Origin of the sequence: Lysinibacillus capsici (assembly GCF_003367505.1) — a bacterium.
In the GTDB taxonomy this organism is placed as follows: domain Bacteria; phylum Bacillota; class Bacilli; order Bacillales_A; family Planococcaceae; genus Lysinibacillus; species Lysinibacillus capsici.
In genome coordinates this window covers 49,441-67,495 of the sequence record NZ_PXXX01000001.1, presented here as the reverse complement: position 1 = coordinate 67,495, position 18,055 = coordinate 49,441, and the positions used below count along the sequence as shown (strand labels likewise).

The 18,055-nt window shown below is 35.3% G+C and carries 15 protein-coding genes and 1 riboswitch; all 15 genes read right to left on the bottom strand.

The window, feature by feature from the left end:
* Window positions 1-19 precede the first annotated feature (19 nt).
* Complete coding sequence (locus C7B89_RS00305) at window positions 20-1,771, bottom strand: polysaccharide deacetylase family protein (RefSeq protein ID WP_115672962.1); 1,752 nt, start codon at window positions 1,769-1,771, stop codon at window positions 20-22.
* Window positions 1,768-3,636 carry a glycosyltransferase family 2 protein gene (locus C7B89_RS00300; RefSeq protein WP_115672961.1) on the bottom strand — a complete coding sequence of 623 codons (1,869 nt, stop codon included), beginning with the start codon at window positions 3,634-3,636 and terminating at the stop codon, window positions 1,768-1,770. The genes C7B89_RS00305 and C7B89_RS00300 overlap by 4 nt, the downstream gene beginning before the upstream one ends.
* Window positions 3,633-5,066 (bottom strand): polysaccharide deacetylase family protein, encoded by a 1,434-nt coding sequence (locus tag C7B89_RS00295; protein ID WP_231595700.1) that lies wholly within the window; start codon window positions 5,064-5,066, stop codon window positions 3,633-3,635. The genes C7B89_RS00300 and C7B89_RS00295 overlap by 4 nt, the downstream gene beginning before the upstream one ends.
* A 17-nt stretch (window positions 5,067-5,083) precedes the next feature.
* Complete coding sequence (locus tag C7B89_RS00290; protein ID WP_115672960.1) at window positions 5,084-6,409, bottom strand: nucleotide sugar dehydrogenase; 1,326 nt, start codon at window positions 6,407-6,409, stop codon at window positions 5,084-5,086.
* A gap of 467 nt (window positions 6,410-6,876) precedes the next feature.
* Window positions 6,877-10,056 (bottom strand): hypothetical protein, encoded by a 3,180-nt coding sequence (locus tag C7B89_RS00285; RefSeq protein WP_115672959.1) that lies wholly within the window; start codon window positions 10,054-10,056, stop codon window positions 6,877-6,879.
* Window positions 10,053-11,474, bottom strand: coding sequence for a glycosyltransferase family 2 protein (locus tag C7B89_RS00280; RefSeq protein WP_115672958.1), 1,422 nt, complete (start codon window positions 11,472-11,474; stop codon window positions 10,053-10,055). Before C7B89_RS00280 ends, C7B89_RS00285 begins: the two co-directional genes overlap by 4 nt.
* Window positions 11,475-12,518 (bottom strand): HEAT repeat domain-containing protein, encoded by a 1,044-nt coding sequence (locus tag C7B89_RS00275; protein ID WP_115672957.1) that lies wholly within the window; start codon window positions 12,516-12,518, stop codon window positions 11,475-11,477.
* Window positions 12,515-13,387 (bottom strand): response regulator, encoded by an 873-nt coding sequence (locus tag C7B89_RS00270; protein WP_115672956.1) that lies wholly within the window; start codon window positions 13,385-13,387, stop codon window positions 12,515-12,517. The genes C7B89_RS00275 and C7B89_RS00270 overlap by 4 nt, the downstream gene beginning before the upstream one ends.
* Window positions 13,388-13,600: 213 nt before the next feature.
* Window positions 13,601-14,452, bottom strand: a complete 852-nt coding sequence (locus tag C7B89_RS00265) for a MetQ/NlpA family ABC transporter substrate-binding protein (RefSeq protein ID WP_115672955.1) — start codon at window positions 14,450-14,452, stop codon at window positions 13,601-13,603.
* A 68-nt stretch (window positions 14,453-14,520) separates the two neighbouring features.
* A complete protein-coding gene (locus C7B89_RS00260) occupies window positions 14,521-15,189 on the bottom strand; it encodes a methionine ABC transporter permease (protein ID WP_004228234.1) in 669 nt (222 codons plus the stop codon).
* Window positions 15,179-16,207, bottom strand: a complete 1,029-nt coding sequence (locus C7B89_RS00255) for a methionine ABC transporter ATP-binding protein (RefSeq protein WP_004228232.1) — start codon at window positions 16,205-16,207, stop codon at window positions 15,179-15,181. The genes C7B89_RS00260 and C7B89_RS00255 overlap by 11 nt, the downstream gene beginning before the upstream one ends.
* Window positions 16,208-16,289: 82 nt before the next feature.
* Window positions 16,290-16,393: riboswitch (SAM riboswitch) on the bottom strand.
* A 56-nt stretch (window positions 16,394-16,449) separates the two neighbouring features.
* Window positions 16,450-16,761, bottom strand: a complete 312-nt coding sequence (locus C7B89_RS00250; protein WP_054549461.1) for a thioredoxin family protein — start codon at window positions 16,759-16,761, stop codon at window positions 16,450-16,452.
* A 14-nt stretch (window positions 16,762-16,775) separates the two neighbouring features.
* Complete coding sequence (locus tag C7B89_RS00245) at window positions 16,776-17,117, bottom strand: toprim domain-containing protein (protein WP_004228229.1); 342 nt, start codon at window positions 17,115-17,117, stop codon at window positions 16,776-16,778.
* Window positions 17,118-17,208: 91 nt separating this feature from the next.
* A complete protein-coding gene (gene gcvH / locus C7B89_RS00240; protein ID WP_004228227.1) occupies window positions 17,209-17,589 on the bottom strand; it encodes a glycine cleavage system protein GcvH in 381 nt (126 codons plus the stop codon).
* 81 nt (window positions 17,590-17,670) lie between these two features.
* The gene (locus C7B89_RS00235; protein WP_004228225.1) at window positions 17,671-18,027 is read right to left on the bottom strand and encodes an arsenate reductase family protein; all 357 of its coding nucleotides are present in this window, start codon (window positions 18,025-18,027) and stop codon (window positions 17,671-17,673) included.
* Between the last annotated feature and the right edge of the window lie 28 nt (window positions 18,028-18,055).

The window sequence follows — 18,055 nt, the reverse complement described above, 5'->3', positions numbered from 1 at the left end:
ACTCTAATTTCACCCCGATTTAGAAGGTCTCGATAAAGAAATCAACGACATGATTAAATAACTCAGTGGATTTATACTTAACCTTCTCGAAATTCGTATATTGGTTCGTAAAAATAGTTTGATTGTTTTTATCTGTAATCAAAATATCTTCAATTAATGTATCGTAAATATCATCTGCATACTGTTCGTGTGAAGTGTTCTTATTACTGTACAACGCACCAAATCCAATCTGTGCCCCTTGTAATTTCGGATTTATTTGAACGGTCTCGGATAATACATTATCTACATCTATTTCTATTTTATCCTTATTTATAGCAATGTTAAATACTCTATTTTCCGTTAAGTTTCTTGGGTACTCTTCTTCATCTATACGTGACCCTTTTTGCGTATCATGGTAAGTGTAAACTGTTGCTTTATTAAATGCGTATTCTTCTTCATTCCACTTAATTTCATTTAATGGAAAGCGTTCTTTTTCAACAATTCCCCCGCCTGGTAATTTTTCACTTATTACAATCTCATTATCGACTAGTACAATTCGTAAATAACTATTTGTTTTTTCATCGTAATTTACATAGAAAGCTTGTTGGCCAACCACATTCCCTTTAAACGCAAAATTCACATTATATTGATCTGGCAGTTCCTCCTTTAAAAGAATTCTGCCTTCACTTGATGGTGCTGAAGTTAAGGTGATCTCATTATTTTCATATTCTGCCGCACCATTTATCACTTTCCAGTGTTGTGCTACTTCCTGATCTCCTATCTTAAATTGTATGTTTTGCCTACTGGCCTGTCTGATCTTCATCATCACATGATTAGTTGACCAATATGGTGATACTTGTAATCTGCTTAAATTATAAATATCTGCCTCTTTATCATTGTAGGCTCCTAATTCTAGATTAAAATGCATACGAAACTTGTCTTTAATTTCTTTGTTATTCACACTTTCTACGAGAGGATCCATATTGTTATAAAGTGAGTTTGCATGCATAATTGCGTAGGCTTTAGGGACTTCCCCCAACTCTTCATGATAGATATCCTGCATTAAATTGTAGTCCTTCTTAATACGAGCCTCCATCTCTTGTCGAGTTTCACTTGGTATCATATATTGATTACGAATAAAATCCATTAAATAATGATTATAGTATTCTATTGTTGTTTTATTAGGTACGTTATTTTCATCTATGACGCCTAAGGACTGTCCTTTATCATTAAAAATATTAATATAGGTTAACCTATATCCATTGGAGCCCATTTCCCAATAACCGCTTTTTTCCATCAGTTTTAAATCTTTGGGCTTTAAAAATTTATTATCGGTTGTATCCATTTTATTGGCATAAGTAAACATCGTTGCCTTATAATTTAATTTTTCCATAATATTTTGAGCAAAAATACTAGAATCTGTACGTCCATCTTCAAATGATAGATACAAAGCTTTTTCTGGCAATGGTTTATCATGCTGATAGAAGTCTAAAATATCCTTTTGAGTAATGGTTTGATACCCTTGTTTTTCTAACAAAGTTAATTGTTCTTCTAAATTCTTTTTAGACACATATTTAGGTGATTCATTTCTACTGACACCAAAATAGGAAAGAGCAATAAAACCCTCTTTATTATTTAATGGAACTGTTTCAGCTCCCCTTTTCTCTGTTAGAAAAACAGCTTTAATTAAAATGACAGCTAACAATACTACTATAATTAATTGAGCGATCGAACGGATGATTTTCCGACGATTTTTTTTAGCTGGCTGAAGCTCTACACTTTTTCCGTTCATTCCTTCTCACCCTTTTTTCTAATTTTCAACATCGAAAATCGGGATTTTCGTAATTTTTGCTTTTCCATTTTCTTTTCCTTCGCTAGAACATCCTGAGGTGTTTCCCTTGTCCCCCATGTAGATTTCCAAAAAGTCACCCAAGCAACTGGCATCTGCCATAGCAAAATAAATTCATAATAGAGGACAAAGATAAAACCAAATCCCCATAGTTTACTTTTTCTAAAGAATAGATGAGCCAAACTCATAAGCATGGCCATTAATAGTAAACCTATTAAAAACGTTGTAGGAAAAATACCATACATGACTGGTACATAAATTAAGTTATAAACAACGACAATTGGTGCTGCAATCGGCACAATTAAACCAATAATGAAGAAAAGGAACATAAACGGTTCTTTTTTCCACATAAATAAAAATGCACGCAAAGATTCTCGAAGCCAAGAACGTTTCCATCTCATTTGCTGGGATAGAAAAACTTTTGTGTCAGATGGAACAATTGTTGAACAAATGGCATTGTCCTGATAGCCTGTTCGATGTGTTTTTAAAATATAGTTTGTCATACTACGGTCATCACCAAAAGTTGCTGGCTGACCAAGAAATTTTTGATTAAGCCATGCTGTTTCATTTTTTAAAATTAGCTCTTTCCGGTAACAGGCTAGTGGTCCTGATAAGCAAGTAACCGTATCAAACCATGCTTCAGCTGCTTTCATGATACGGAAGGCAATATAATAACGAACCGTCTGTAATTTAGTTAGCGCATTAGTAAATTTATTTTCAACCTCTGTTCGGCCAGCCACACCGCCCATTTTGGGATCTTGAAAAGGTTGCACTAAATTACGGATTGCATGTGGCTCTAAAAAACTATCGGAATCCACAAAAACAACTAAATCATGCTTCGCTTGATGAACACCCGCAACTAACGCTTCCCGTTTCCCACCGTTTTGTGGAAGCTTATAAAACTTTAATCGATCATTCGTCTTAAATCGTTCACCCTCTTGATGAATAAGGTTAATCATGTCGTATGCCTTTTCCTCTGTACGATCTGTTGAACAATCATCTACAACGATTACTTCTAATTTATCTACTGGGTAATATTGATTGATACAACTAGAAATCGTGCGATGAATCCACTCTTCCTCATTAAAGACTGGAATAATAATGGAGACACCTGGTTCAAACTTTGGATTGATCGGTACATTTTTATAGAAAATACCAAATAAATATCTACTTAACAGAAATGTTGCTGCAATAATACTATAAAGATATAAAAATTTATTAAACCTAAAGTAAATCACGCTTTCTGCTCTCATTAACATGACAATAATCGATACGACCAATAAAAATAAACTAGCCATAAAAATAGAAATGCCCCAACGTTTTTTTGTCATATATTCGTTTAAAGGCTGTAAAAATTCACAGGCAGCATAATAACGTAGTTCTCTATCCACTTCTTTCGTAAAATAACGGACAACCTTAGCCTTTAACTTCACTTTGGCTTCATAGCCCTCAGGCATTGCACCACCCGGTATGTTGAAATTCATTGTTAAAATTTCATTTATTAAAAATTCATGAGGTTGATTAGAGTAAACGAGGATACCCGTTACCGAAATATCCTCTGCAAAAAGTTTTTCTGCGTTCACTTGGCGTTTTGCCCTTTTAATATGAACCTCAAAATGAGTTTCGTAGCGTAAACTTAATTGTTGAAGTCGATAGATTTCATTCACATCTGTCGGATCAATTTCCTCTTTCTGATAGGAGGCGCCACGACGATTCACAAGGCTCCTTACATTTTCGGGATCGGGAATATTTGAAAGAATCCGACGGTCAGAGCGTGGTATCGTTAAGATCTCTTTTTTTGTTTTCATTGTTCATTCACATCCCTATTTGAATCTTCTTCAATCCAAGTAGACATTTTGCTAAAGCTATAACCATCTTCTAGAAGTTTTTCAATAATGAGTGGAAGTGCTTCTACCGTATTTGTTCCATCTAGGATATGCATGACAATGACCTTGCCGGGCCCAACCCTAGAAATCACCCGTTCGTAAATGTCTTGTGCTGAGTAATCTAAATTCCAATCAAAAGAAGCGATATCATACATAGCAATAGTTTTAATTCCCGCAGCAGTAATGATCTTGGCCGTTCGCTCATCCATTATTCCTTGGGCTGGTCGGAAATATAGAAGCGGGGGCTCTTGTAAAGCATAGGTTAATGCCTGATGTGCCTTCACTAAATCATCTTGTAATTCTTCGGGTGTCATTTTTGTAACATCTAAATGGTAATAGGAGTGGCTCGCTACCTCATGACCTTCCTCTACAATCATCTTCGCTAATTGTGGATTCTTCTCCACACCACTTCCTATTAGGAAAAAGGTACTTTTGATATTATATTTACGTAAAACATCCAACACTTCTTTTACTCGTTTTTCATGTGCCCAATCATCAAAAGTAATAGCTATTTCCTTTTTTGTTGTCTCTTTTCGATAATATAAATTCGGCTTGGCTTGCTCATAATTTACATTTGGACTGACAGCATCATATCCTGAAATTTCTTCCACGGACTTTGTTAAATAACGTTTATCCAATAGATCACTCAAAGTAGTAATGGTATACTCGCGTTCTTTAGCTAATTGAGCTAATAATGGTATAGCATCAATAATGGCAGGATTAATGTATGTGTTGAGATGAATAATAGAGCCCCTATCAATATATTTACTGATATAATTAATCAGCTCCTGAGCACTTTGCATTTTTCTATCAAGTGGGTTAATAGATAATCCAATAACGGCTTTCATATCAAGCGCCTTAGCTGCTAAGCGCATATTATCGGTAACATCGCCTGAACGACTACGAACAAATTTTGGTGTATAGCCTAAATGCTCTTCAAAAATTTGATTGGTTAACATGATTTCTTCATACGTTTGGTCATAATCCAAAGACGTTACATCTGGAAATGTCAATGTACCGTTTTGCACCTCATGTCCCCTTTTTAAGATATCTTTCACAAGCTCTGGCTCTTGAGCAACACGCATTCCCTCTAGAAAAAAGGTAGCCTTCATATTCGATTCATCTAGTTTCGTTAATAGCAATTTCATTGTGTCGTTATCTGCTAAGCCATTAAATGTTAACGATACTTTTGGTACCACAATATTGGCATGACTAATTAATTCACTTTTAGTACCATCAGATTTTTTGACCTCTATAGAAGAATCAACTGGATGAATCGTTTCTTGTGTCGCTGACTGACAGCCTGCTAAGAACAGCATGATGAGCAGACCACATAGTTTTAGTAGTTTCATTTCCTATGAATTCCCCCTTATAGTTTGTAATAATTTTTATTTTCGAACAAAAAATGGGTATTACGTGTATCAAAAATTAAAGAAGCTTGTTGATCAATTAAAGAGTAATCAATAGTTGAATGATTCGTTAAAATTAATACTGCATCTGCTTGTTGGATTATTGGTGCTGTTAATGCAACCGTATTGAAATGGGATTGTTCGATAGAAAATGTTTGTATATAAGGATCAATGATCGTTAATTGGCATTGTTTATCTAGTAGTTGCTGAATAACATGAAGTGCTGGTGATTCACGTGAATCGTTTATATTAGGTTTATAAGTGACACCAATGACAACAATATTGGCTCTATACAGCTCTTTATTTTGAATACGTAAGTAATTACTTAATCTCTCTACTACAAAGTTGGGCATTGAGTCATTGATTTTATCAGCTGCTTCAATTAACGTTGCAGAGATACCATGTTGTTGCCCAGCCCATAGTAGATATTTAGGATCTACTGGAATACAATGCCCCCCCACTCCTGGCCCTGGTGTAAATGGCATAAAACCATAAGGCTTTGTAGAAGCTGCATCAATAACTTCCCAAATATCAATGTTCATCTTATAGCAAATCTGACTTAACTCGTTTACAAGGGCTATGTTAATTTGGCGAAAAGTATTTTCCAGTAATTTCTCCATTTCAGCCACTCTAGGGCTTGTCACAGTACACACATGGGTATGAAGAACTGTTTCATAAAAAATCTTTGATAATTCTAGGCATGTGGCTGTTATTCCCCCAATAACTTTTGGTGTATTCGACACGGAAAAGTTGCTATTTCCTGGATCAACACGTTCTGGTGAATACGCTAAAAACAAATTATGACCAATAGTAAAACCATATTTTTGTAAAATAGGCTGGACCATTTCTTCTGTTGTCCCAGGGTAAGTCGTACTTTCAAGAATAACTAGCGCATTGGCTTTAATATTTTGTCCGATGGCATGCGTTGCTTCTTCGATATATGAAATATTAGGTGTTCCATCAGGAGTAGTAGGTGTAGGTACACAAATAATCACAACGTCTGCTTGTGAAAGCATAGAAAAATCCTTAGTTGCTTCAAAATGTTTACTTTCGATCATTTGCTCTATATTTTCTCTCGGTAAATCAGCAATATAACTTTCACCATTTTGCAATTGTCTGATTTTTCCTTGATTCTTATCAAAACCAACTACCTTAAATCCATTTTGAGCCATTTCCACAGCAAACGGTAAACCTACATAGCCAAGTCCAATCACTCCAATTGTTGCTTTTTTTGTTTGGATTTTTTTTAATAAAGCTGTACTTAGTGATTTCGTTTCGCTCGTCATTAAAATTACTCCTTTATTTAATCTGTATTTTCATTGTTTTTTCTTTATTTAATTGAGGAACGCATTCCATAAAGCAATGGTTCAATTCTCGTCATCTTTTGTAAAAACCCCCTTCAACATTCAAACTTACACAGGACTCTTTAGTCGAAATAGATCAGTAGGATTACACATCACTCAAAATAAGTTTATTAACGTTTATATAGTACTAATTGAAGCTAAACAATTTCTAAACAATTACATACAAGGTAATAAAAACCTATTCCTCTAAAAAATAAATCAAATTTTCATTATAAAAATGTCTATTTACGACGTTTTTATATTAACCATTAACTGTAAATTTTTTTGTTTAGAAAAATTTTTCTTTCTACAATTCTAAAAATCCCCTTAAGCCCCGGTTGACCACCGACACTTAAGGGGATTGGTAAATAAAAAAGAACTAAGGGCAGAACAATCTACCCTTAGCTCCTTTAATATGCTTTAAATAATTTTTGTAAAATATAATAGGATTGTTTTAAGCGCTCTTCATATTTTGGTACTTGCCATGTTTCCCATGTATAAGTAGAGAGTGGTGGTAAAACACCATTAGAAGCTGCTGGCATAGATTGAACAACGTTGTTCTCTTTATCTACAAATAAAGCACCAATATAAATATTGTCTACTTTAACGGCCGCTTTATCGCCATCTTTATACAGGTTACCTATAAACTCACGCTGACTCGGATCTTTAGCTTGAATCAATAACCAAGGGATGCGAAGTTCGATAACATTGTCATCGGTCCAAGTATAATCAACTAAAGAATCATAATCTTTTGCTTCTGGATTAGCATTTCCTTGAAGTAATTTTCCTGTTTCGTAGATACTAAAATCAGTCGTTCTATTTTGCTCAGGTAAAAATAGTTGTTTATTTAACACATAGTAAATAGGGGCGAACTTTCCACTATTTTTCAAGGCATTTGCCATTCGGGGAGCAACTAAATTTAAACGGTGGCCATAGAAATAATCATAGAAATCGTAGTATTCATCAATAACAACCCTAGATTGACCATTTTTATTGAGCTCAACTATAAAATCAACACCATTGGAAAACGTCATATTTTTTATAGATGTAGCAGACATATTTCCTTGACCTGGTACAACATCTAATAAAATGCGAGGGGAGGTATTGGCTAACTCCTCACTTTTTAATTTAATGTACAAATAGCGCTCATCATAGTCTACTGCAAAATCTGTTGGGTTGTTTGGTGCAGTATCATATAGCTGTTTACCCGTCCATTCCGTTGTCTCTCCATCTACTTTTACCTTAAGTCTATCAAAGCTTAATAATCCAAACTGTTGCTCATTTGTTTGAGCATTGGACCAAAATGGTCGACGATTCGGATCATCATAATCCATCGTATTCCACGTTCGTTTAAACCACTCATCTTGCCATGTAAAAACAAGTCCTCCCATGAGCCCTTCATGCATAATATCCTCAAATAAATGTTGAAGTGTTTCTCCCTGAGCTTGCTCTGACATTTGCCCCTGATTCCAACCATATACATTATCATGTGTTTTACCACGTGATGCTGGGATACCAAATTCCGCAATAAGAACAGGCATAGTATGAGCTTCATGGAGCTCTTTTAAATAACCTGCATAGCTATTTTTGTTCCCTCGGAAATCGACATAATTTAAATAATCTTTATCGAAATTAAAGAAGTCAGGGTAGTAAGGATACACATGATAGGAAGCAAATTGTCCCGGTGCAGTCATCTCTCCTTTTGTATGAATAACATTTGGATTGACCCCTACTAAATCTTCCTCCTCAGATGGCTCTGACGGATGTTCAAGAATGTCAGTTGTGACCCAGTTCGTGAAACTCATTGGACGTAGCCAGTTATATTTTTCCTTTTCATAAACTGACACCACATCCATTTGTTCTGCTAGCCAATGCTCAAACGGAGATGCACCCTTTGTTTCAAAAAAAGTACCGTTGTATTGACCAATATTTGCATGTTTTTCATTCGTTCCCACAACCATGTGTGGATACCATTCAATTCCTAGTACCCATCCTACAACATATTTTGATACGTCTACATCATACAAGCCAGATGCATGTCCTGGGCGAGGCTTCACATAGATATTTCCATGAATGACATCTACCATTTGTTTCATTTCTAATTGGAAATCTTCTAATGTATCTTTGTCATAGGCATCCAATGAACCTGCTAAGCCCTCTTCATTAATCCAAACTCCATGTAAAACATATAATGGTTTTTTTGGATGTTCTTCATTATATTTAGCAAGTGCTCTATAAAAGCCTGGTGGATGTAATGTATAGACTCGTATCGTATTAGCATTCATGTCTGCTATTTGTTTAAACCATCGATAATATTCCTCTTCAGTAATTGCTGCTTCTCCAGGAAAGGCGCCAGGTTTCCCCATTCCGATATTGACACCCTTAAATACGATTGGTTTCCATTTGCCATCTCTTAGCACCTCAAAAGATTGTCCCTGAATCCTTGCATTATAGTTTAATTTCTCATGATTTACAGTGTCCTGAACCTCTTTGTGCTCAAATGAATCAAATATTTTATGCATTACTGGGATGTAAATGGACCAATAAAACGAACTGTCCGCATACTTCTCAGCATATTTATAGATTGTAGGTAACCCTGTTATTTTATAAATATTCGGTACCCGTGCGATATCATTAAAATCTCCCGCAAAATAATAACTAGATGTGTAGCTTTTATCTTGGCCTACAATTGCTGCAAATTGTTCTGGAATGCCATTATCCTTTAACAGCTCTGTTCCTTTTTTTGTTAAATCCCATTTATAATTTGCAAGAGCATCTTCAGCATATTTAGGTGTAATAATATCAAACCAATAATCGTATTGCGCCCTTGCAGATGAATGAAAGAATTTTTTCCCATTTTCAGTAAACTGCACTTGAATACCTTCAGATTTAACATGCTTGTTCATTTCTAGAACAAGAAGCTCCTCAGTTATTTCGTTAAATAGTAAAAAGCCTCCACCTTTATATGACCAATTATCGCCATGTTCATCGATCACCCATTGTGGTATTTCTAAATTTTTATGATAATCAAGCTCATCGAAATAACGCCCGATCCAGCCAGACCATGTGATTCCTAAATAATCCTGTAATTCTTTACGAACTTCCCCTGATGTTGGTGAAGCAAACGTGTTATACTCAGCTATTAACATACTCTTTTTTTTGCTGGCTAAGCGTTCGACGATTGCCTGCCATTCTTTTTGTTCAAGTCCCCCAACAATTTTTTCTGAACGTTCACCTAAACGTTTTGTTTGTTGTAAATCATCTTTATAAACTCCGTACGTATCTGCCAAATAAATGACATCATAGTCACTATAATCATTTGGCAAATTCTTTTCTACAACACTTTTAGTTTCATCATTTGGGACCGTACCATAATAATCGCGTTCTACGTCATAAGGTTCATTATTTAATCTATATTTATAATGGTTTAAAAACCAATTCAACCCTAAGTGCTCTCGGTAAGACTCATTCGGAACGGTTTTATCTATAATGGCCACATTAAGCTGTTTTTCATCTTCTAAGTACCACCATGTAATAGGGATTATCATGAGGACTAGAACGACCATAACCCCTATATAGATTCGTTTCATACACTTTTCTCCTTTTCAGCAATGCCGACACGTTTCATATTACCCCAGTCACTTTTTCTTAAGACAAAACGAAGTAATCCCTCACAGCGCCAGAATAATGTTAGTGGGCGATACCAAAAAATTTCTGTAAACGCTAAAAGAATCATGCGTAACAACTCTCTTTTTTTCGGATACGTATTCATACTCCACGATTCAAACAATATTGCCGCTATTGAAAAAATAACACCATAAATAACGAATAGTAGTAGCAGCATGAGTGCAACCTCATAATAAATTTTCCCTAAGAAAAAGGCTATGACAATATAAATATATCCTCCTAACTCGACAAGAGGCCCTAGACATTCCACTAGCCAAAAATACGGGAACGAAAGAAATCCAATCATTCCATATCTAGGATTCAAGGTCATTTTTTTATGCTTCCATAGACTTTCAAATAACCCTTGATGCCACCTTCTTCGTTGATTGCGTAGTACTCCTAATGTTTGAGGTGCTTCCGTCCAGCAAACTGGGTCAGGTACAAATTCAATACGCTTATTTTCTTTTTTTTCTTTTATAAGTCGATGGATATTCACCACCAGTTCCATATCTTCCCCAATAATATTGGTTGAATATCCACCTGCTTCAACAGCCCATTTTTTAGAGAAAACACTAAATGCTCCTGAAATAATAAGGACTAAATTGAATTTACTTAACGCTATTCTCCCCATTAAAAATGCCCGCAAATATTCGATTACTTGCATGATTACTAGGTAATTACTAGGTAATTGAGTTTCATAAATAGAGCCAAACTGCATCTTCGCGCCATTTGCAATACGTATATTACCACCTGCTGCAATGACCTCACCATCAGATAAAATGATAGGCTTCATCACCCGCAGCAAGGATTTTTCATCTAAAATGGAGTCCCCATCAATGGAGCAAAAATACGGATATTGAGATACATTAATACCCACATTTAGCGCATCAGCCTTACCACCATTTTCTTTATCTACTAAAATACAATTTTTATAGATTTCAGATTCATATATTTGTTTAATGTCTTTTGTAGGGATGTTAGTTCGAACAATTTTATTGATTGGCTTCATTTGAAAATGTTCGATGACCGTTTGAAGGGTTTGATCTGTAGATCCATCGTTAATAATGATAATTTCAGTTTGAGGATAACGTAAATTCAATAATGAATATACTGTATCTACAACTCCTACTTCTTCATTGTAAGCAGGAACAAGTAACGATACCGGTTTTGAATAAAAGGCATCGATATGTGCATCATCATACTCTGATAGATCGAGACGATAGCGTTTTCTTAAATCCAGCATAGCAATGATGAACATTGTACAATATGAAACAATAACGAACAGCATATAAAATAAAATAATGCCCCCAAAAAACATCATGCAAGAATCAATTATTTTCATTTACTTCCCCTCTTTTCTCGCTGCAATTTCTTGGGCCATTTCAATTGCATATTGATCATTTGAGGATTCAATGAATTGCTGTAATTTGGCAATACCATGTCGATCTTCTACAATCGTTTTTGCCGCTTGGGAACGTACCCACCAATTCTCATCTTGAAGAAGCTGCTCTAAATAACTATAAGTGTAAGTAAGCGGTACATGTTTAAAAATTTTTGCAACCATTAACCTGGCTTCCCACATTTCTGAGGTCACAAAAGGGACAAAGGGATCCATCTCATCAATAATTCCTATTTCATATAGCCCTTTTAATGCTCTGATGTTAATTTCCGGTGTATCATGGTGTAATAATTTTTTTAATTCATCCAAATACTCCATATTTCTTTTTACAGCAGCAGTATCAATAACAGCAAATTGCATTTTGGCCGACAAACTATTAAAATCATGGAAAAATCGAATAAATACATTATCATCTAATAATATAAATAGTCTTCTATATTCACTTTCAGCGTAATTTACATTGGAATTTTTTATTTTCTCCATAAATAAATCTGGTTGGAAAAGCGAGTATATTTTCAATAACTGGAAATGTTCTTCATCTGTAATGTTATTTTTTTCGAATTCTTGGCACTTCGTTAGCAATTCATCTATTTGTAAGTCTGCAATTCGATAGAGGGCATTCATTCGAATACTCCATCGTTTACTGGATAAATCTTTTTCGTAGAATGCTTTTAAATATTGATTGGAGAATTGTTTAATTTTTAGTTCCACCTGTTCATTCCTTATATTCTTTAAATAGGATGAAAAAATTTTTTCAATAGCTTCTACTTGGGCGCTTCCTCTAGGTACCAATACGATACTAAATAATGCGTTATTGAATAAGTAATCATACCAAAATTGAGAATAATTTTGTAAATAACGGTCACGAACTTTTTCAAAATAGCTTTCACGCTGTCGCTGAACAAGTAAATACATTAAAAAGATAAAGAGCACAACTAATAAGAAGAAAATTATTGCCAAAAGCGTCGAAACAGTCAGCTTGATCATTGCCAAAACCTCGCAAACGTTCTTTTAATTTTGGCTTCTAGCAAACGTAAATTAAATGGTTTGACAATATATTCATCAACACCGCCCTCATAAGCATTAAGCGCTGCCCCTTCAGAATTGCGTTCTGACATCATATAAATAATAAATTTCTTTTCATTTGGCATATGTCGTAAGATATGCAATATTTCTAAGCCATTTTTTAGCGGTAAAATATCATTCATAAGAATTAGATGCATATGCCCTGATTTATAATCATCCGATTGTAAAAAGCTATAGCCATCCTCATAAACCTTTACATCTAAAGAAAAATAAGGGATATTTATTTGGTTAAGCGTTGACTCTAATACTTGTCTAAAAATTGCGTTTTGCTCAATAATACTAACTTTCACAAATTCAGTTGGTTGCTCACAGTAATCCTTTACCTCTGCTATACTCCAAGTAAATTGCTCATCCCCTGATAACATCTGTTTATTTTTATTTAACAGCTCTTCAAAAATAACGTTATTATTTCTTATTTCTGTTATAGAGGCCTTTAATGCAATCTGTTGGAACTTTCGTTCTGCTTTTAAGATGGCAAATATTCGTTTTAAAAACGCCCTAGCTTCTACATCACTACTTTGTAAAAAGAAGATGCCCCAATGATCCCCGTCGGATAATTGAAAAAGCAAGTCTGTCTTGCGTATTTTTGATTGTAAAAACGAGGTAACTTGATCATTCACATTTTCATTCAGTTGTGTAGCATTAGCTGTTTTTAAAAAGACTGCTGTTATAGTAAGGCGTGATCTAATAACACTTTCTCGCCATATTTTAAAGTAGCGCTCTACTTCATGTTCTTGCATGATGTCATGGGTGAATTTTATATCATTCATTAGAATCACTCCATCTAGTTTTTTCTTATTATTACTTTCTATCATTTATTTCATAGATTAACAACATTACTATAGTAATAAATATGACTAAACAATATCTAAACATAAATAGACGTCATAAAAAATACATAGTTTCTCATCAATTTAACTACAAATAAAAAAAGAGTACATAAGTCGTTAAACTTATGTACCCTTTTATAAAATTTTTAATTCTTATTTTACCGGTACTACTGCACCTTTCCACTCTTCTAAAATGAAGTCTTGGATTTCTTTAGATGTTAATACTTCTAATAATTTTTTAATTTCAGGTTTTGATTCATCACCTGCACGTACAGCGATGATGTTAACATATGGAGATTCTTTATCTTCAAGAGAAATAGCATCTTCAATTGGGTTTAAACCGTTATCGATGGCAAAGTTAGAATTGATAAGTACTGCATCGCCTTCATCGTTTTCGTACATTTGTACAAGCATTTCTGGGGCAGTATTTGCATCGAATTTAAAGTTTTTAGGATTTTCTTCAATATCCTTTAATTCTGCTGCTGTTTTATCAATGCCTTCTTTTAATTTGATTAAGCCTTTAGCCTCTAACAATGACAGCATACGACCATGGTCAGATACTGAGTTAGAAAGTAAAATTGTTGCGCCTTCAGGCAGGTCTTCTAACGTTTTATATTTTTTAGAGTAAATACCGATTGGTTCAATATGAACGCCACCTGCATTAACAAAATCATAGCCATTGTCTTTAATTTGTAGCTCTAAGTAAGGAATGTGTTGGAAATAGTTTGCATCAAGTGTTTTTGAGTCTAAATCTTGGTTTGGTAGAACATAATCTGTATACGTTTCAATTTCAAGGTCTATGCCTTCTTTAGCTAAGATCGGTTTTGCTTTTTCTAAAATAACTGCGTGCGGTGTATTAGAAGCACCTACTTTTAATGTTACGTTTTCTTTGTTATCTGTTTGATCGCCAGATGCTGATTTTTCATCTTCTTTTTTATCTGTACCGCAAGCTGCTAATGCTAGTACAAGTATTGATAAAAATAATCCTGCTAATAACTTTTTCATTTATGACACTCCCTTTTATTTGTTTAAAATATGTTAGCGGTAAAAACCGGAATAACCCCTTTTTCTTGCTAGCGTTTATCAATTTTCTCGGTAATTAAATCACCAATCCATTGAATAATAAATACGACTACTAAGATCAAAATAGTTGCCATTAATGTCACATCTTGGCGATTTCGCTGGAAGCCGTCTAAGAAAGCTAAGTTACCAAGACCACCTGCACCAATAATTCCTGCCATCGCTGTATATCCTACAAGAGCAACAGCCGTTACAGTGATACCAGAAATCAAAGCTGGTAATGATTCAGGAACCAATACTTTCCAAATAATCGTAGAAGTTTTTGCTCCCATTGAACGGGCTGCTTCAATCACACCTTTATCAATTTCACGTAACGCAATTAATACCATACGAGCATAAAACGGTGCTGCACCGATAATTAAAGCAGGTAACGCCGCATTGGCACCGCGAATTGTACCTAGTAAAAATTTCGTAAATGGAATTAATAAAATAATTAATACGATAAATGGAATGGAACGGAAAATATTAACGAGTGATCCTGTTAAAAAGTTAACGATTTTATTTGCCCATAACTGATTGGGGCTAGTTAGAAATAGAACAATACCAATGACTAACCCAAGAATAAATGTCACAACCGTTGATATAGCTGTCATGTATAAAGTTTCATAGGTAGCTTGCCACATATTTTCCCAGTCTACATTCGGAAAGAGATTAGTTAGCATTTTCAATCACCTCCGTCTGTACTTCCACTGTATTTAAATAACGAAGGGCTTCAGTGACGTTTGTCTGAGAGCCATCAATTTGCACAATCAATGTACCATATGCACCATTTTTTGTTTGCGAAATATTTCCGTGAACAATACTTACTTCTACATCAAATTGTTTCACAAGATGTGAGATGACAGGCTGTTCTGTTTTTTCACCAACAAAAATCAATTTGACAAGTTGTCCAGTTGGATAGTTTGTTTTAATTTGTGCTACCGTATCCTGTGTTTCCTTAGTGTCTGTAATTTGAGATACAAACTTCTTAGTAATAGCCGCCTGTGGGGCTTGGAAGACTTGTAATACCTCACCACGTTCCACAATTTCGCCTGCCTCCATCACCGCTACACGATGACAAATTTTGCGGATGACATGCATTTCGTGGGTAATCAGGACGATTGTTAAGCCTAAGCGTTCATTTATATCTACGAGTAAATCAAGAATGGCATCCGTTGTTTCAGGGTCGAGTGCGGATGTCGCCTCATCACATAGTAAAACCTCTGGATTATTCGCTAATGCACGTGCAATTCCTACACGCTGCTTTTGTCCCCCAGAAAGCTGGGATGGATATGCCTTATCGCGCCCTTCTAAGCCTACAAGGGCAATTAATTCCTTCACACGCGCTTCACGTTGAGCCTTTGGGAAGCCTGCGATTTCTAAAGGGAATGCAATATTTTCGGCAACTGTTCTTGACCAAAGTAAATTAAAATGCTGGAAAATCATACTTACCTTTTGTCTAGCTGCTCTAAGTTTTTGCCCTTTTATCGATGAAAATTCTTGATTGTTCACCGTTACTGTTCCTGCTGTCGGTTTCTCTAAACCGTTTAATAAACGAATCATGGTACTTTTACCAGCACCACTATAGCCGATAATGCCAAAAATTTCACCTTTATTAATAGTAAGGTTGACGTCTTTGACTGCCGTTAATTCGCCATTTGCTGTTTTGTATTTCTTTGTAATATTTTGAAGCTGGATCATAGCGAATACTCCTTTTCTCATATAGAAAACCCCTTCACTCACAGACAAGTAGAAGGGGTCACGTATGATACGTTAAACCGTTCTCTCATCTTTCAAAGAAAAATCTTTGGGTGATTTGGCACCTTTTCACATTGTGATGGTTGCCGGGCTTCATAGGGCACTTCCCTCCGCCACTCTTCATAAGAGTTCGATATATTTAATGTTTTAGTAATATATTTGATACTTTACCACGCTAGTAAAGTTCAGTCAATTGATTTTTTTAACAATTCATATAAAAATGGTACGGATTGAAAAGCATAAATCTTTTCTGTCACTTTTCCGCCATCACTGATGAGTAGACATGGAACACTTTCAATTTGATGCTCATAAGCTATGTGTTCCAAAAAGTTGATATTTGCTTTACCAATTTGTAGCTGTGGCAGTAATTGCTCAATAATGGACATCATTTTAGATGCCACTGCACACGTTCCACACATCGGTGTATATAAATAAAATGCAGTTTTCTCTCCCGACTGTTTAGCCGCTTCCCACTGCTCTATTGACCATTCTTCCATTTACTCACGCAACCTTACAAAATATATTCATTATGGATTGAAAAATGTGCACGCAGTAAAATCATCGCTAGCACTTTTCTTGGTGTCGTTTCTACTTCCTTATATGTTGGCATTGTGCGCAGATGCTCAGCTTCTGGATAATGTCTGTCCATTAATGCACGTAGCTTATCGCCAGAAGTATCTGCATCAAAAAAAGTAAATAGCTCACAGCCCTCATAGGGATCCAGTAGTTCTTCTAATTGATGCACACCAATTGTACCATTCGTACATAGTATTGTAACATTCTCATTCAAAATAGGCTCAATTTGTAGCTTATCTGAGCGCCCTTCTACTATCAAGCATTTTCCCTCGAACATTACGCCACCTCCATTTAGAGATCCCCACTTATAAGTCATTATATAACAAAAAACGCCGGTAGTTTCCGACGTTTTTCGATTATGGCTTGTCTTATTCAGCGATCATTTCTTCGTATTGCTCTGCTGTCATTAGTTTCTCAACTTCTGATGCGTCAGCAGGCTCAACAACGATCATCCATGCTTTTTCATATGGTGATTCATTAACGAATTCTGGGCTATCTTCTAAATCTGCATTTACTTCAACTACAGTACCTGAGATTGGTGCATATAATTCAGAAACAGTTTTTACTGATTCTACGCTACCGAATGGATCATCTGTTTTGATTTCGTCGCCAACTTGTGGAAGCTCAACGAATACGATATCTCCTAATTCAGATTGTGCGAAGTGAGTAATACCAATACGTACTTTTCCATCTTCTACTTTTACCCATTCATGTTCTTCAGAGTATCGTAAGTCTTTAGGTGTGCTCATGCAAAAAACCCCTCCATAAATATGTAATATATTCACTTTCAGTGTGCCATACTTCTCCTATAAATACAAGGTTTAATACGGTTATTTCCAAGCTTGCTCAAAATCTACTTCTTTAAAACCTAAAGTAACTTTTTTTCCATCTGTCACGATGGGACGTTTAATTAACATGCCATCTGAAGCAAGTAGCTCAAGCTGCTCATCCTCCGTCATTTCCGCTAACTTGTCCTTTAAGCCAAGCTCACGATATTTCATGCCTGAGGTATTAAAAAATTTCTTCAAAGGCTGTCCACTAGCTTGCCAAATAGCTGTTAGTTCTTCTTTAGTGGGAGGTTGCTCTGCGATATGTACCTCTTCATAGGAAACCTCATGCTCATTTAACCACTTCTGTGCCTTTTTACATGTTGTACATTTCGGATAATGGAAAAATTGAATCGTCATTACAATGCTCCTCTTCTGTCTTTTTCTG

What these genes read in the sequence shown, in the direction of transcription:
- C7B89_RS00305 (WP_115672962.1), bottom strand. Translation starts at nt 1,771, where the DNA reads ATGAACGGAAAAAGTGTAGAGCTTCAGCCAGCTAAAAAAAATCGTCGG.
- C7B89_RS00300 (WP_115672961.1), bottom strand. Translation starts at nt 3,636, where the DNA reads ATGAAAACAAAAAAAGAGATCTTAACGATACCACGCTCTGACCGTCGG.
- C7B89_RS00295 (WP_231595700.1), bottom strand. Translation starts at nt 5,066, where the DNA reads ATGAAACTACTAAAACTATGTGGTCTGCTCATCATGCTGTTCTTAGCA.
- C7B89_RS00290 (WP_115672960.1), bottom strand. Translation starts at nt 6,409, where the DNA reads ATGACGAGCGAAACGAAATCACTAAGTACAGCTTTATTAAAAAAAATC.
- C7B89_RS00285 (WP_115672959.1), bottom strand. Translation starts at nt 10,056, where the DNA reads ATGAAACGAATCTATATAGGGGTTATGGTCGTTCTAGTCCTCATGATA.
- C7B89_RS00280 (WP_115672958.1), bottom strand. Translation starts at nt 11,474, where the DNA reads ATGAAAATAATTGATTCTTGCATGATGTTTTTTGGGGGCATTATTTTA.
- C7B89_RS00275 (WP_115672957.1), bottom strand. Translation starts at nt 12,518, where the DNA reads ATGATCAAGCTGACTGTTTCGACGCTTTTGGCAATAATTTTCTTCTTA.
- C7B89_RS00270 (WP_115672956.1), bottom strand. Translation starts at nt 13,387, where the DNA reads ATGAATGATATAAAATTCACCCATGACATCATGCAAGAACATGAAGTA.
- C7B89_RS00265 (WP_115672955.1), bottom strand. Translation starts at nt 14,452, where the DNA reads ATGAAAAAGTTATTAGCAGGATTATTTTTATCAATACTTGTACTAGCA.
- C7B89_RS00260 (WP_004228234.1), bottom strand. Translation starts at nt 15,189, where the DNA reads ATGCTAACTAATCTCTTTCCGAATGTAGACTGGGAAAATATGTGGCAA.
- C7B89_RS00255 (WP_004228232.1), bottom strand. Translation starts at nt 16,207, where the DNA reads ATGATCCAGCTTCAAAATATTACAAAGAAATACAAAACAGCAAATGGC.
- C7B89_RS00250 (WP_054549461.1), bottom strand. Translation starts at nt 16,761, where the DNA reads ATGGAAGAATGGTCAATAGAGCAGTGGGAAGCGGCTAAACAGTCGGGA.
- C7B89_RS00245 (WP_004228229.1), bottom strand. Translation starts at nt 17,117, where the DNA reads ATGTTCGAGGGAAAATGCTTGATAGTAGAAGGGCGCTCAGATAAGCTA.
- gcvH (WP_004228227.1), bottom strand. Translation starts at nt 17,589, where the DNA reads ATGAGCACACCTAAAGACTTACGATACTCTGAAGAACATGAATGGGTA.
- C7B89_RS00235 (WP_004228225.1), bottom strand. Translation starts at nt 18,027, where the DNA reads ATGACGATTCAATTTTTCCATTATCCGAAATGTACAACATGTAAAAAG.